Below are 14,390 nucleotides of genomic sequence, written 5' to 3'. Positions count from 1 at the left end.
CCGTTTTGTTTGCGCATTATTGCAGCACTGTTGCTGTAATAATGCCATCACTGCGAGACGGGCGACGATGCGCCACGACTCTGGCATAATGGACGACCGTTTTTTGCAGCAACAGGACCAACTTGATGACGGCAACAACTTCCGCCACTCAGCTACACGAGCGTTTTCGAGGCTATTACCCTGTGGTGATCGACGTGGAAACCGGCGGGTTTAACGCCAAAACCGATGCTCTGCTGGAAATTGCCGCCATCACCCTGAAAATGGACAAGGACGGCTGGTTAAAGCCGGATCAGACCTTTCATTTTCATGTGTCTCCCTTTGAAGGGGCCAATCTGGAGCCAGCGGCGCTGGAGTTTACCGGCATTGACCCCTGGAGTGCCCTGCGCGGTGCCGTGACCGAGCGGGAAGCGCTGGAGCAGATTTTTAAAGGGGTGCGCAAGGGCATTAAGGCCAACAAGTGCCAGCGGGCGGTGATTGTGGCGCACAACGCCTCGTTTGATCATGGTTTTGTAATGGAAGCGGCCGAGCGCGCCGAGCTGAAACGCAATCCGTTTCATCCTTTCGCCACCTTCGACACCGCCAGCCTGGCGGGCCTGGCGCTGGGGCAAACGGTATTGGCCAAGGCCTGCCGCGCCGCGGGCATGAGCTTTGATAACAAGGAAGCCCACAGCGCCCTGTATGATACCCGCAAAACTGCAGAGTTGTTCTGCACCATCGTTAACCGCTGGAAACTGCTGGGCGGCTGGCCCCCTGCCCCGGCAGAAGCGCCTGATTTTGGCAGCGATGAGCCTGCACCGGAATAAAAGCGCCCGCCAGTTGGCGGGCGCGTTACTCAGCCGGTCTGGTTAACCGGCATCGGGGAGGCAAGATGCCCGGTGCGCACCCAAAGCCGAGTGTGGCCAATGGCATTCAGCTCGGGCACCGACATGGGTGCCAGCCGCAACCAGCTGAGTGGCCCCAGGGTTTGTTTGCCGTCGCTTAACTGGCCCGATATCACCAAAATTTCCAGGCCGGCACGGTAGCAGCAGGCAGGAAAACGCCCTCCGTCAGCAAACTCCAGCAAACTGGTGTTCACTCCCCCGTAGCGGTGCAATGACAAGCGCCGAAAGCCGTGCTCTCCGGTTAACCATAACCCCTGCGCTTCCTGTATTACCTTGACTTCGCCGTCGCTTTTATCGAACTGATTGAGCTTGACGAATATCATACAGCCGGAACGGCTGAAGACACTGTGCCGGCTGCCCGGCGGATGACGCACGTAGGTGCCGGCTTCATGATCGCCGTTTTCATCAGAAAAGGTGCCTTCCAGCACCCAGAATTCCTCACCCAAAGGGTGCTCGTGCTCCGCAAATACAGAGCCCGGCTGAAAGCGCACCAGGCTGGTAACATGACCGCTTTCGGCGGCTTCGCGCTCCAGCGGATAACGCCACACGCCGGCCGCCGGCGAGGGCTGCCAGCGATCGGGGTCATAACTGAGGGTGAGAGATTGAGCAAAGTCCATATTCAGCATCGGCACTAACCCGACGAACAAGTGGGATCATTATCCTGACCCCGCTGGCTGAATTGGTCAAGCGTTCTGCAGGGTTTCACAGGGGTAGTGATAACCGCCTTCGCCGTCGGGCACAAAGCTGAGACGATGGCTGATGCAGGAAGGAGCATCGGACTGATGATGGGACACAAACAACAGCTGTGTGCTGCCTTCGGCCACCAGCAGATCAATCCAGCGTTTTACCCAGTGGCGGTTCAGGGTGTCCAGCCCCTGCAATGGTTCATCGAGAATAAGAATGGGCGGATGCTTGACCATGGCGCGGGCAATCAGCAGCAGCCGTTGCTGGCCATAAGATAAGTTGCGGAACGGCTCATTGGCCTGTGCCGTCATGCCCAGCAGCGCCAGCCACTGGTCGGCCAGCTTGAGCTGCGCATCACCGGGCTGCTGATAAACACCGATGGAGTCAAAAAAGCCCGACAGTATCACCGCCCTGGGGGTGGCGGTCACGCGGTAGTCCTGCTGCATGGTGGTGCTGACATACCCGATGTGCTGTTTGATGTCCCAGATGGTTTCGCCACTGCCCCGGCGGCGGCCAAATAAAGTGAGATCGTTGCTGTAGCCTTGTGGGTGATCCCCGGTCACCAGACTGAGCAGGGTCGACTTGCCGGCACCGTTGGGACCCATTATCTGCCAGTGCTCACCGGGGTTTACCTGCCAGTTGAGGCCGTTCAGGATCACCTTGTCACCAAAGCTCACGCGCATGTCGCGCATGATAATGCGCGGCGTGTTCGCATCCAGCTCACGCCGCTCGGCATCGGGATCCGCCGGTGGCAGTGCCTGTGTGCTGGCTTCCAGCGCTGCCAGATGATGCAGCTGCTGCAGTTCGGCAGAGGCTGCCACCTGCTCACGGGGGCCGGCCTGGGCCAGTTCGCATTCTGCCAGCAGCCCAAGATGGGTGGCAAAGTCCGGCAGCTCCTCAAATCGGTTTACAATCAGCACCAGGGGCTGGCCGGCAGCTACCAGTTCGGCCAGCAACGTCATCAGGCTGTTATGGGCGTTTACGTCCAGGCCGTCAAAGGGCTCGTCAAGCACCAGAAGCGCAGGGTGGCTGAGCAGCGCCCGGCACAGCAGCACCTTGCGGGTTTCACCGGTAGACAGATATTTAAAGCCGCGATCCAGCAGCGGGCTGATGCCAAACCGTTCGGCAAGCTCAGCCAGCTCGCCGGCATCATGACCGCCTTCCAGCATGATCTGGCGGGCGCTGTGACCGTCGTCCTGAGCGTCGAGCAAGTCGCTTTCGTCCTGCTCCCACTCCCGGTCTGCCAGCTGCTGCAATTGCTCAAACGACACCCACTCTGTGCTGGCAAAACCATATTCGGCCTCACCTTGCGTGCGCTTCAGCTCACCGGCCAGCGCCCGGGCCAGTGCTGTTTTGCCGCTGCCGTTGGCACCCACAAAGGTCCAGCACTGCCCCTGCTCAAGGTTCAGTTCGGGAATGTGCAGCTGATGGCGTTCACTGATGGTAAAACGGGCGTCCTTGATACAAATGGCGCTCATGAAAGCGGTTCCTTTACAGTTGTGACAAAAATCACATAATCCGCAACCCGGCAGCCGGATGCAAGTGCAATCATGCCGGCATATAAACGCTAATTGTGAGCCATGCCCCAGCCTGCAAGCCGATAACAGGCTAACGTCAAAGGTGTTTTTGCACACTACCCGCACACCAAGGAGTGCCCATGCGTTATCACCCCAAGTTAATGGATGAACTGAATTTATTGCTGCACTTTAATCTGGATACCAATCAACAAGGCATTAAGGTACATCATGATGCCGAGCCGAGCATGATTGATGCAGCCGCCAGTTTGCATGGCAAGGGGCTTATCACTCAGGTTGACGGGGGCTACCTGACGGAACTGGGACGAGAAACCGCCGAGCATGCACAGGCCATGCTGGGGCTGCTGAAAGAGTAAACAAAAAATGCCGGCGCAAGGCCGGCATTTGGGTATTTAACAGTCAGCCATGTTACTTGGCAGACAGATCACCGGCGTGCTCGGTCAGGTATTTGGCAACACCTTCGGGAGAATCTTTCATGCCGGCTTTGCCTTTTTCCCACTGAGCGGGGCACACTTCGCCGTGCTCTTCGTGGAACTGCAGCGCGTCGATCATGCGCAGCATCTCGTCGATGTTACGGCCCAGGGGCAGATCGTTCACAACCTGGTGACGAACCACGCCGTTGGCGTCGATCAGGAAAGAGCCACGGAAAGCAACACCGGCTTCCGGGTGCTCAACGTCATAAGCCTGGCAGATTTCGTGCTTCACGTCAGCGATCAGCGGGTATTTAACCGGACCGATACCGCCGTTCTCAACAGCGGTGTTACGCCAAGCGTTGTGGCTGAACTGGGAGTCGATGGACACGCCAATCACTTCCACGCCGCGCTTTTGGAACTCGTCAAAACGCTGGTCAAAGGCGATCAGCTCAGACGGGCACACAAAGGTGAAGTCCAGCGGGTAGAAAAACACCACGGCGGCTTTGCCCTTGGTGAACTCCTTGAGGTTGAAGTTATCAACGATTTCGCCATTACCCAGAACGGCAGCAGCGGTAAAGTCGGGAGCCTGACGGCCTACCAGTACGCTCATGTTTATCTCCTTGCTGTGTTAACACGCGAAAAATCATCAATCTATCGCGGCGGAACCAACAGTATATGGGCGCGGTTGCACAAACCCAAGGGCGAAGGCAGCGATAACGTGATGCTTGTACAAAGTTCACACAATGTGGTTTTCCCGCTGTTTTGGCAAATAATGCTCGACATTCACGGTTCAATTTGCAAACTAGCCGCTTCGTTTGACGTTATGAACTAAAAGGATATTCCATGAATCCCGTTGTTATCGCCGTGTCGTTGATGCTGGTGCTGAGCCTGCTGCGCATCAACGTGGTGATCTCACTGGCCCTGAGTGCCCTGGTGGGCGGGCTGGTGGGCGGCCTGTCGCTGACCGACACCGCCAAGATTTTTGCCGATGGCCTGGGTGGCGGTGCCACCATTGCATTAAGTTATGCCATGCTGGGGGCCTTTGCCGTGGCCATTTCCCGCTCCGGCATTACCGATCTGCTGGCGGTACGCATCATTCGGGCTCTGGGGCAAAATGCCAGTCAGGGCCGGGTGCTCTGGATTAAATCGGTATTGCTGTGTGCCCTGCTGCTGGCGGCAGTGTCGTCCCAGAACCTGATCCCCATTCATATCGCCTTTATTCCCATTCTGGTGCCGCCACTGCTGCATGTAATGGCCCAGCTCAAGCTGGATCGCCGGGCCGTGACCTGTGTGCTGACCTTTGGTCTGACTGCGACTTATATGATGCTGCCGGTAGGCTTTGGCGGTATTTTTCTGAACAATATTCTGCTGGCCAATCTGGTGGAAAATGGCGTGGAAGCCACCAAGGGCATGCTGCCCATGGCCATGGGTATTCCGGTGGGAGGCATGTTCCTGGGTCTGCTGGTGGCGCTGTTTATCAGCTACCGCAAACCCCGCCAGTACGATGAAAGCAAAATCATTGCAGTGGAGCCGGAGCATATTCAGATTAACCCGCTGCATATTTTTATTGCGGTGATCGCCATTCTCAGCGCGCTCAGCCTGCAGCTGTACAGCGACTCCATTATTCTGGGTGCCATGGTGGGCTTTATTATTTTCACCATGGGCGGGGTTATCAAGTTCCGGGAAAGTCAGGACGCCTTTACCCAGGGTGTGAAAATGATGTCAATGATCGGTTTTATCATGATCTCCGCCGCCGGCTTTGCCGCCGTAATCAAGGCCACCGACGGCATTGGTGCGCTGGTGCAGGCAGTGGCCGATGTGCTGGGTGGTCATAAAGCCCTGGCGGCGCTGGCCATGCTGGTGGTGGGCCTGCTGATCACCATGGGCATTGGCTCATCGTTTTCAACCATTCCGATTATCGCGCCCATTTATGTGCCCTTGTGCATTTCGCTGGGCTTTTCGCCGCTGGCCACCCTGGCCATTATCGGTACCGCCGGTGCCCTGGGTGATGCCGGCTCGCCGGCGTCAGATTCTACCCTCGGCCCGACCTCTGGCCTGAATGCCGACGGTCAGCACGACCATATCTGGGACTCGGTAGTACCTACCTTCCTGCACTACAATATTACGCTGGTAGGCTTTGGCTGGCTGGCAGCCATGGTGCTGTAAACTCAGCTTTCAGCGGTAAGCTGTCAGCTATCAGTTGTGCCGGGTTTTACCCGGCATTTTTGTTTCTGGCATCCATTAAATTACCCGCAGGAGACAGAAACTTAACGGCAACTACGTGCTCGTCAGGAGGGCAATGGGTGTCTGCTTCGCCGTGCCCTTTGCGCCAGGGATGGCGCAACGGAGCCTACATGGAAGTATTCACGGCGTGCCGGCGAAGTAGTGCGCATTGGCCGACGATTTTGCACAGTTTCTACATACCGCTATGTAGTTAAATCAGCGTTCGCAGCAGCGCCCGCAGCCATTGCAGGGCGGGCTGGCGGTCGTGCAGCGGGTGCCAGACGCAGTTGAGGTGATAAGCAGGCAGGTCCGGCGGCAGGGCCACCTGTTTCAGCGGCCAGGCCCCTGCCAGCAACGCCGCCACCTTGCTGGGCAGCACCAGCAGATGATCACTCTGCGCCACTATGGCCGCCGCCGACATATAACTCTGGCTGTTCACCGAAATTTGTCGCTTCAGCCCCTGCTCCGCCAGCCAGGTATCAATGCCGGCTTCACGGGTACCCAGCGGCGAATGAAACACATGGGGCAGCGTGGTGAGCTGCTCAAGAGAAAGTGCCTTTCCTACCGTTCCGTGATCAACAGCCACAATGCCCGCCAGCGGCTCGGTCAGCCAGGTTTGTGAGCACAGCGAAGGCGGAACCTTCATGTATTCATCAAAACCCAGCACCAGATCCACTTCGCCATTAGCCAGACCGGCTTCGGGCAGGGTATCCCGCAGAATTTCAATTTCAATTTGTACCCCGGGGGCCAGCGCTTTGAGCCGGTTAATCAGTGGTGGGATCAGCACGCACTCCACATAATCGGTGGTGCTGATCACAAAGCGCCGGCGCGACGTTGCCGGTTCAAAATGATCACTTCGGCCCAGCTCCTGCTCCAGCAGCGTCAATGCCCGCCGAACTGCCTGATGTAACTCCTGCGCTCGCTGGGTGGGTTGCATGCCGGTGGCCGAGCGCACCAGCAGCGGATCGGCAAAAAACCGCCGCAGCCGGTTCAGGGCATGGCTCATGGCCGGCTGGCTAATAAAGCACTGCTGTGCTGCCTGGGTCACATTGCGCTGGGTCATCAGGGCATCAAAGGCCAGCAGCAGGTTAAGATCAAGCTGGTGCAGCTTCATACAACATTCATACTGTGAATAATAAAATTTATATTATGCATTTGCTGAATGAGCTAACAAGCCGCACACTTCACGTTATTGCTACCGGCAGCCGCAAATGACGCCGGCCTTTTGACCTGATAACTGTTGACCTGATAACTGTTGACCTGATACTAGGAGCCTTGATATGACCATGGTAACCGTAGCCGCCACTCAGATGGCCTGCAGCTGGAACCGGGACGAAAACATTGCCCGTGCCGAAAAACTGGTGCGTGATGCGGCCGGCCAGGGTGCTCAGATCATTCTTATTCAGGAGCTGTTTGAATACCCTTACTTCTGCATTGATCAAAGCCCGGAGCACTTCGCTCTGGCTCAGGAAGTGGACAACAGCCCGCTTATTCAGCACTTTCAGGCTCTGGCCAGGGAGCTGCAGGTGGTGCTGCCGCTGAGCTTTTTTGAGCGTGCCGGCAATGCCTATTACAACTCATTGGTGGTGATCGACGCCGACGGTGCCGTGCTGGATCTGTATCGCAAAACTCATATCCCCAATGGCCCCGGCTATCAGGAAAAGCAGTTCTTTACCCCCGGCGACACCGGTTTCAAGGTGTGGCAGACCCGCTATGCCAAAATTGGTGTGGGCATCTGCTGGGATCAGTGGTTTCCGGAAACCGCCCGCAGCCTGGCACTGATGGGGGCTGAACTTATCTTCTTCCCCACCGCCATTGGCTCTGAGCCGCAGGATCCGACCATCAACAGCCAGCCGCACTGGACCCGCACTCAGCAGGGCCATGCTGCTGCCAACCTGGTACCGGTGATTGCGTCCAACCGCATCGGCACCGAGCAAAGCAAATATGAAGACGCTCTGGAAACCACTTTCTACGGCAGCTCTTTTATTGCCGATCAGTTTGGCGAGCTGGTACAACAGGCAGATAAAACCAGCGAGTGTGTGTTGGTACACAGCTTTGACCTGGCCGAAATTGCCAAAACCCGCGCCAGCTGGGGTCTGTTCCGGGATCGTCGCCCGGCCATGTATCAGACTCTGCTCACCTCCGACGGCAAACAGCACGGAGGTCGCTGATGGACGCACTCAAGGGCTTTTATATGCCTGCCGAGTGGGCACCCCAGCAGGCGGTATGGATGATCTGGCCGCACCGGCCCGATAACTGGCGGGAACAGGGTGCGCCGGCTCAGGCTACTTTTGCCCGGCTGGCCGAGGCTATCGCTGTGGTGACGCCGGTTTATATGGCAGTGCCGGCAGCAGAAATGAATAAGGCACGCGCTACCATGCCGGCAGCGGTAACCCTGGTGGAAATAGACAGCGACGACGCCTGGGCCAGAGACACGGGCCCCACTGTGGTAGTAAACGACAAGGGCGATATTAAAGGGCTGGACTGGCGCTTTAACGCCTGGGGCGGTGACCAGGGCGGACTTTACTCACCCTGGGACCAGGATCAGGCCATGGCGCAAGCCATGCTGGCCCAGCATGGCATTGACGCAATAGAAAGCCCGCTGGTGCTGGAAGGCGGCTCCATTCATGTGGACGGCGAAGGCACCTTGCTTACTACCAAAGAATGCCTGCTCAACGCCAACCGTAATCCTGCTCTCAGCCAGGAAGAAATAGAGCAGCATCTGCGCAACACTCTTGGGGTCACCACCTTTATCTGGCTGGATCAAGGGGTGTACATGGATGAGACCGATGGTCATATCGACAACATGGCCTGTTTTGCCCGCCCGGGTGAAGTGATTCTGCACGGTTGCGAAGACCCGCAGGATCCGCAATATGTGCGCACTCAGGCCGCCTTTGAGGTGTTAAGCTCGGCCACCGATGCCAGGGGCCGCAAGCTCAAGGTGTGGCTGCTACCCCAGCCAGGCCCGCTGTATATCAGCGAGGAAGAAGCTGCCGGCATTGCCACCGGCAGCGGCGTGCCCCGCCCCGCCGGCGAGCGTATGGCGGCTTCTTACGTGAATTTTTTAATCACCAATGGCCGCCTGCTGTTTCCGCTGCTGGACGCAAGCACCGATGACGTGGCCAAAGCGCGGCTGCAGGAAATCTTTCCGGAGCTGGACGTGGTGGGCATACCGGCGCGGGAAATTCTGCTGGGTGGCGGTAATATTCACTGCATTACCCAGCAGATCCCGGCGGTGTAAACGCCATCAGACGTATTAAAAACCGGGGTTCACAGACCCCGGTTTTTTTATGCGCCGAAACGGCTTAAAGCAAAGGGGCTGAGATCAAAGCTCGGCTCACCATCCAGCATCCAATGGGAAAACACCTCACCCAATACACCGGCAAACTTGAAGCCGTGCCCTGAACAGGCACTGGCATAAAACACCCGTTCAAACTCGGGATGTCTGTCCAGCAAAAAATGCTCGTCCGGCGTACGAATGTAGTGGCACACCTTGCCCTCCAGACACTCCCCCACCTCCGGCAGATAGGTCCGCACAAAGGCGTCCAGCTCCGCTCTGTCTTCTTCAAAAAAGCCAAAGGGAGCCAGGGGTTCTCCCGGTGCCAATGGCTGGCCGGCATCATGTCGCCCTATTTTGAGTCCTTCTCCGTTCAGGGCAGGGAAACCGTAGTAGATAGCGTCAGCAAGATCGGCTGAAAAACCAGGAAATGCCGCAGGACCGTAACGCCCGACCTCGGCACGGTACCAGGCAAAGGTTTTGCGTACTCGCTGTAACGGCAACGACAGCCCCAGTGATGCCATCAAGGGTGCCACCCGCTGACCGGCACACACCAGCACTTGTGCCGCAGTCAGCCGGGTACCGTCGGCAAGCTCTGCCTCCACTCCGCCTGAAAACGCCCGCAAGCCGATCACGGTGCGCCCGCCAAGTAATTGTGCTCCCCGCTCGGTACCAAGCCGGTGCCAGGCCTTCAGCGCCCGTTCGCAATAAAGCACACCCGCATCGGGTTCAAAGCCACCCGTAACCCCGGCAGGCACATGCCAGCCAGGCCAGCGGGCTTCAATGCCGGAAGCGCTTTCCATTTCCAATGCCAGCCCATACTCAGCGGCACTACGTTCGACCTGAGCAAGAAAGGGACTGCCGGAAACCCCGAGATTGAGCACACCCGTGGGCTCAAACACCCGCTCGCCGCTCAGTTGCTCCAGCTCGGACCACAAGGTTCTGGCTCGCAGCAACAGCGGAATATAGGCCGCCCCTTCACCATAGGCGGTACGGGTCAGCCGGGTGCTGCCATGATGGGAACCCAAGACATGGGGCGGATGCCCTTCATCGAGCAGGATCACCCGGGCCCCATGGCGAACCGCATGAAAGCCCGCTGCCATACCGACCGAGCCGGCACCGATAATGAGAATGTCTGTATCCATGAGGGAATGGCCGTGTTGATAAACAGGACTGGTAAATGGCGGGCCGGGCGAGTCCTGATATTCCGGCAAATCATTCGGCCCCCAGACACCAGTCAAAAAGATGCCGGCTCAGGGCCGGCATGACTGCATTAGTTTTCAAAGATCAGGCTTGCGCCTGCTTTTTGAAATCAGGCCTGTTCAGGCTTGGGATGTTTGGCGGCAGTGTCCTTGATCAGGGTCTGCAGCTCGCCCTGCTGGAACATCTCAATGATGATGTCGCAGCCGCCGATCAGCTCTCCTTCCACCCACAGCTGGGGAAAGGTGGGCCAGTTGGCGTATTTGGGCAGCTCGGCACGAATTTCCGGATTCTGCAGAATATCTACATAGGCAAACGGCTCGCCGCAGTTCATCAGTGCCTGGGAAGCCTGAGCGGAAAAACCACAGCTGGGAAACTTGGGAGAGCCCTTCATATACAGCAGAATGGGGTTTTCACCGATTTGGGATTTGATTTTTTCAATGGTGTCCATGACCACCTCGGACCAGAGTGTGTAAAAATTCCATTCTACTGTATCCCCTGTCGGTCTCAAGGGCCGGAACCGATAAATTACCGGCCCAGTTACCCGCACAAAAGCTGTTGTTGTTTAGCCTGCGGGCAAACTGTTACAATCTATTCAGCAATTTAGCGGTGTGCGACTAAGCTGTATGAGGTCGTCACTGTCATCAGCAAGAAGCAGCAATGTCTTCGCCGGTTCACCCGGCGCATAATAATGGAGAATTGAACATGGCTTTTGAACTTCCCGCACTGCCTTATGCCAAGAACGCCCTGGAACCGCATATCTCCCAGGAGACCCTGGAATATCACTACGGCAAGCACCACAACACCTATGTGGTTAACCTGAACAACCTGGTTCCGGGCACCGAGTTCGAAGGCAAGTCTCTGGAAGACATCATCAAGACTTCTACCGGTGGTGTATTCAACAACGCCGCTCAGGTATGGAACCACACCTTCTACTGGAACTGCCTGTCTCCCAACGGTGGCGGCGAGCCTACCGGTGCCCTGGCCGATGCCATCAAGGCCGCTTTCGGCTCTTTCGATGCCTTTAAAGAAGAGTTCACCAAGTCTGCCGTGACCAACTTCGGCTCAGGCTGGACCTGGCTGGTGAAAAAGGCCGACGGCACCGTAGGCCTGGTAAACACCTCCAACGCCGGCTGCCCGCTGACCGAAGACGGCATCACTCCCCTGCTGACCTGTGACGTATGGGAGCACGCTTACTACATCGATTACCGTAACGTGCGTCCTGACTACGTAAAAGCCTTCTGGGCCCTGGTTAACTGGGACTTCGCTGCCGAAAACTTCTCCAAGTAAGTTTTCTTGTGCGCAAAACACCCCGGCCTGCCGGGGTGTTTTTGTTATTGGGGCTTTTTTAATCAGTCCTTTCCCGTGTAAAATGCGCCCTTTCTTATATCAGTACTTCAAAGTGAGTCCAATCTAGTGAGTATGTCTGTTCCCCGTATTGGCTTTGTGTCTCTCGGCTGCCCGAAAAACCTGGTCGACTCCGAGCGTATTCTGACCCAGCTGCGTATCGAAGGTTATGACGTAGTGCCTTCTTACGATGATGCCGATATGGTGATCGTCAATACCTGTGGTTTTATCGACAGTGCCGTTCAGGAATCCCTGGAAGCCATTGGCGAAGCCCTGAACGAAAACGGCAAGGTCATCGTTACCGGTTGCCTGGGTGCCAAGGAAGATCAAATTCGTGAAGTGCACCCCAAGGTGCTGGAAATTACCGGCCCTCATTCCTACGAGCAGGTGCTGGAGCATGTGCACCGCTATGTGCCCCGTCCGGAATACAACCCCTTTGTGAACCTGGTGCCGGAGCAGGGAGTAAAACTCACGCCCAAGCACTATGCCTATCTGAAAATTTCCGAAGGCTGCAACCACAAGTGCACTTTCTGCATTATTCCGTCCATGCGCGGCGATCTGGACAGCCGCCCCATCGGGGATGTGCTGGCCGAAGCCGGCCGGCTGGCGGATGCCGGCGTCAAGGAGCTGCTGGTGATCTCCCAGGACACCTCCGCCTATGGCGTAGACGTGAAGCACAAAACCGGTTTTGCCAGCGGCACCCCGGTCAAGACCCATATTCAGGCCCTGTGTGAAGAGCTGGGTAAAATGGGCGTCTGGGTGCGACTGCACTATGTGTACCCCTACCCGCACGTGGACGACCTTATTCCGCTGATGCGCGACGGCAAGATCCTGCCCTACCTGGATATTCCGCTGCAGCACGCCAGCCCGCGCATTCTCAAGTTAATGAAGCGCCCGGGCGCGGTAGAGCGCACCCTCGAGCGTATTCGCCGCTGGCGCGAAATCTGCCCCGAGCTTACTATTCGCTCCACCTTTATTGTGGGCTTCCCCGGCGAGACCGAGGAAGACTTTCAAATGCTGCTCGACTTTATTGAACAGGCCGAGCTGGATCGCGTGGGTTGCTTTACCTACAGCCCGGTGGAAGGTGCCCGCGCCAACGAGCTGGCGGATCCGGTGCCGGAAGAGGTTAAACAGGAACGCTATGAGCGCTTTATGGCGCTGCAGCAGCAGATTTCCACTCGTCGCCTGGCACAAAAGGTGGGCAAAACCATCAAGGTGCTGATTGATGAGGTGGACGAAGAAGGTGCCATTGGTCGCTCCAGCGCCGATGCACCGGAAATTGACGGCATGGTCTATCTGAACGGCGAAACCAGCCTCAAGCCCGGTGATATGGTGACCGTCACCGTGACCCATTCCGACGAATACGATCTCTGGGCCGAGCTGGCCTGAAAAGAGTGGTGAATAACAGCCCCGGTTAACGGGGCTTTTTTATAATCGTGTGTTGTTAATTCATTTCATTTGTTGTTTAACTACAGTTTTATTGGTTTATTTTTCAGCATCCGTCTGATTTTTGCCTGAAATTATCATACTTTGGTATATCAGGCCTCTCGCGCCGAGTCCTTGTCCTGTATAGTGGTTATCGATATTTTGTGTCATTCAGGTGGGGCACCGCCCGCCTTACTGAGCCGGAAGTTCAGATGAATACATTGGAAAAAATTACCAAAAATCTCGACAGTTTCAGCAAGTCTGAGCGCAAAGTAGCCGAAGTCATTCTGGCTTCTCCCCAGACCGCCATTCACTCCAGTATTGCCGCTCTGGCCAAGCTGGCCGACGTAAGCGAGCCCACGGTAAACCGCTTCTGCCGCCGGCTCGACACCAAAGGCTTTCCTGACTTCAAACTGCACCTTGCCCAGAGCCTGGCCAATGGCACACCTTATGTAAATCGTCATGTAGAAGAAGACGACGGCCCCGAGTCGTATACCGCCAAGATTTTTGAATCCAGCATGGCCTGCCTCGACTCGGCCCGCCAAAGCCTGGATCCTCAGGCGGTCAACCGCTGTGTAGACATCATGACCCAGGCCCGCAAGCTGTCTTTTTTTGGGCTGGGCGCGTCTTCTGCGGTAGCACACGATGCCATGAATAAATTCTTTCGTTTTAATGTGCCGGTGCAATGCTTTGATGATGTGGTGATGATGCGCATGAGCTGCATTGCCAGCACCGAAGGCGATGTGGTGGTACTGATTTCCCATACTGGTCGCACCAAGGCACTGGTGGAAGTAGCCCAGCTGGCCAGACAGAATGACGCCGTGGTGATTGGCCTGACCGCCAAGGACTCTCCCCTGGCCCGGGAATGTAATGTGGTGCTGTCGATGGATGTGCCGGAAGACACAGACGTCTATCTGCCCATGGCGTCACGGCTGGCACAGATGGTACTGATCGACGTACTTGCCACCGGCTTTATTCTGCGCCGGGGTGCCCGTTTTCGCGAAAACCTGAAAAAGGTAAAAGAAGGCATTAAAAACTCCCGCTTTGACAGCCCTCATCTATAACCATGATAAAGGCGGCGTGGTTCTGCATGCTGCCTGTGTTTGCCCTGCCCTGCTGTTGTTTTTGTTAACCAGCGGTGAAAATGTTACAAGCAATCAGACACAAAAATCGCATTATTCTGCATACTCATTTCGCTCAGATTGTATCATAAACCATTCACAACCCTCCCTTCCCCTTGTATCGATTTAATTGTTTATTTTAAAAATCATTAACTTGTCATCATTCATACATCTGCTTATGCTGCCACTCAACGCGAACTTTGACCTGCATCAAGGTCTTTTCAAAACCTCAGCATTTTTGTGATCTCGTCTACACTTTTGCTATCGCTTCAGTTATCATCGGT

General features: G+C 56.3%; 14 protein-coding genes. 8 read left to right on the top strand and 6 right to left on the bottom strand.

From position 1 onward, the window contains the following. Positions 1-125 precede the first annotated feature (125 nt). A complete protein-coding gene (gene rnt / locus R0I78_RS11600) occupies positions 126-803 on the top strand; it encodes a ribonuclease T (protein ID WP_317075417.1) in 678 nt (225 codons plus the stop codon). 29 nt (positions 804-832) lie between these two features. On the opposite strand, the gene R0I78_RS11595 is transcribed toward rnt, so the two are convergent. Beyond that, positions 833-1,528, bottom strand: coding sequence for a cupin domain-containing protein (locus tag R0I78_RS11595; RefSeq protein WP_317075416.1), 696 nt, complete (start codon positions 1,526-1,528; stop codon positions 833-835). 36 nt (positions 1,529-1,564) lie between these two features. Further along, the gene (modF, locus tag R0I78_RS11590; protein ID WP_317075415.1) at positions 1,565-3,043 is read right to left on the bottom strand and encodes a molybdate ABC transporter ATP-binding protein ModF; all 1,479 of its coding nucleotides are present in this window, start codon (positions 3,041-3,043) and stop codon (positions 1,565-1,567) included. Positions 3,044-3,222: 179 nt separating this feature from the next. Here modF and R0I78_RS11585 point away from each other — a divergent pair, with 179 nt between their 5' ends. Beyond that, a complete protein-coding gene (locus R0I78_RS11585) occupies positions 3,223-3,456 on the top strand; it encodes a TIGR02647 family protein (RefSeq protein ID WP_317075414.1) in 234 nt (77 codons plus the stop codon). Positions 3,457-3,508: 52 nt separating this feature from the next. Here R0I78_RS11585 and R0I78_RS11580 read toward each other — a convergent pair whose 3' ends face one another. Further along, the gene (locus tag R0I78_RS11580; protein WP_317075413.1) at positions 3,509-4,123 is read right to left on the bottom strand and encodes a peroxiredoxin C; all 615 of its coding nucleotides are present in this window, start codon (positions 4,121-4,123) and stop codon (positions 3,509-3,511) included. Between the two features lie 233 nt (positions 4,124-4,356). Here R0I78_RS11580 and R0I78_RS11575 point away from each other — a divergent pair, with 233 nt between their 5' ends. Further along, complete coding sequence (locus tag R0I78_RS11575) at positions 4,357-5,679, top strand: Na+/H+ antiporter family protein (RefSeq protein ID WP_317075412.1); 1,323 nt, start codon at positions 4,357-4,359, stop codon at positions 5,677-5,679. A gap of 268 nt (positions 5,680-5,947) precedes the next feature. On the opposite strand, the gene R0I78_RS11570 is transcribed toward R0I78_RS11575, so the two are convergent. Next, a complete protein-coding gene (locus R0I78_RS11570; protein WP_317075411.1) occupies positions 5,948-6,850 on the bottom strand; it encodes a LysR family transcriptional regulator in 903 nt (300 codons plus the stop codon). Positions 6,851-7,016: 166 nt separating this feature from the next. Between R0I78_RS11570 and aguB the strand changes: the two genes are divergently transcribed. Together aguB and aguA are read left to right on the top strand one after the other, a co-directional pair. Beyond that, positions 7,017-7,907, top strand: coding sequence for an N-carbamoylputrescine amidase (aguB, locus tag R0I78_RS11565; RefSeq protein WP_317075410.1), 891 nt, complete (start codon positions 7,017-7,019; stop codon positions 7,905-7,907). Then, positions 7,907-8,977 (top strand): agmatine deiminase, encoded by a 1,071-nt coding sequence (gene aguA / locus R0I78_RS11560; RefSeq protein ID WP_317075409.1) that lies wholly within the window; start codon positions 7,907-7,909, stop codon positions 8,975-8,977. Before aguB ends, aguA begins: the two co-directional genes overlap by 1 nt. 47 nt (positions 8,978-9,024) lie before the next feature. Here aguA and solA read toward each other — a convergent pair whose 3' ends face one another. Continuing rightward, positions 9,025-10,158, bottom strand: a complete 1,134-nt coding sequence (gene solA, locus R0I78_RS11555) for an N-methyl-L-tryptophan oxidase (protein ID WP_317075408.1) — start codon at positions 10,156-10,158, stop codon at positions 9,025-9,027. Between the two features lie 167 nt (positions 10,159-10,325). After that, a complete protein-coding gene (locus tag R0I78_RS11550) occupies positions 10,326-10,664 on the bottom strand; it encodes a Grx4 family monothiol glutaredoxin (protein ID WP_317075407.1) in 339 nt (112 codons plus the stop codon). 254 nt (positions 10,665-10,918) lie between these two features. On the opposite strand from R0I78_RS11550, the gene sodB reads away from it, so the two are divergent. The 3 genes from sodB to R0I78_RS11535 all read left to right on the top strand — a co-directional run bounded on the left by sodB (position 10,919) and on the right by R0I78_RS11535 (position 14,049). Then, on the top strand, positions 10,919-11,503 hold the full coding sequence (gene sodB / locus R0I78_RS11545; RefSeq protein WP_019935760.1) for a superoxide dismutase [Fe]: 585 nt from the start codon (positions 10,919-10,921) through the stop codon (positions 11,501-11,503). A 132-nt stretch (positions 11,504-11,635) separates the two neighbouring features. Beyond that, the gene (gene rimO, locus R0I78_RS11540) at positions 11,636-12,949 is read left to right on the top strand and encodes a 30S ribosomal protein S12 methylthiotransferase RimO (protein WP_317075406.1); all 1,314 of its coding nucleotides are present in this window, start codon (positions 11,636-11,638) and stop codon (positions 12,947-12,949) included. Between the two features lie 248 nt (positions 12,950-13,197). After that, a complete protein-coding gene (locus tag R0I78_RS11535) occupies positions 13,198-14,049 on the top strand; it encodes a MurR/RpiR family transcriptional regulator (RefSeq protein ID WP_317075405.1) in 852 nt (283 codons plus the stop codon). Positions 14,050-14,390: the final 341 nt, after the last annotated feature.

Origin of the sequence: Oceanimonas sp. CAM02 (assembly GCF_032842915.1) — a bacterium.
Taxonomy (GTDB): Bacteria; Pseudomonadota; Gammaproteobacteria; order Enterobacterales; family Aeromonadaceae; genus Oceanimonas; species Oceanimonas smirnovii.
The sequence above is the reverse complement of the archived record's forward strand: the minus strand, read 5'-3'. Positions and strand labels throughout refer to the sequence as shown.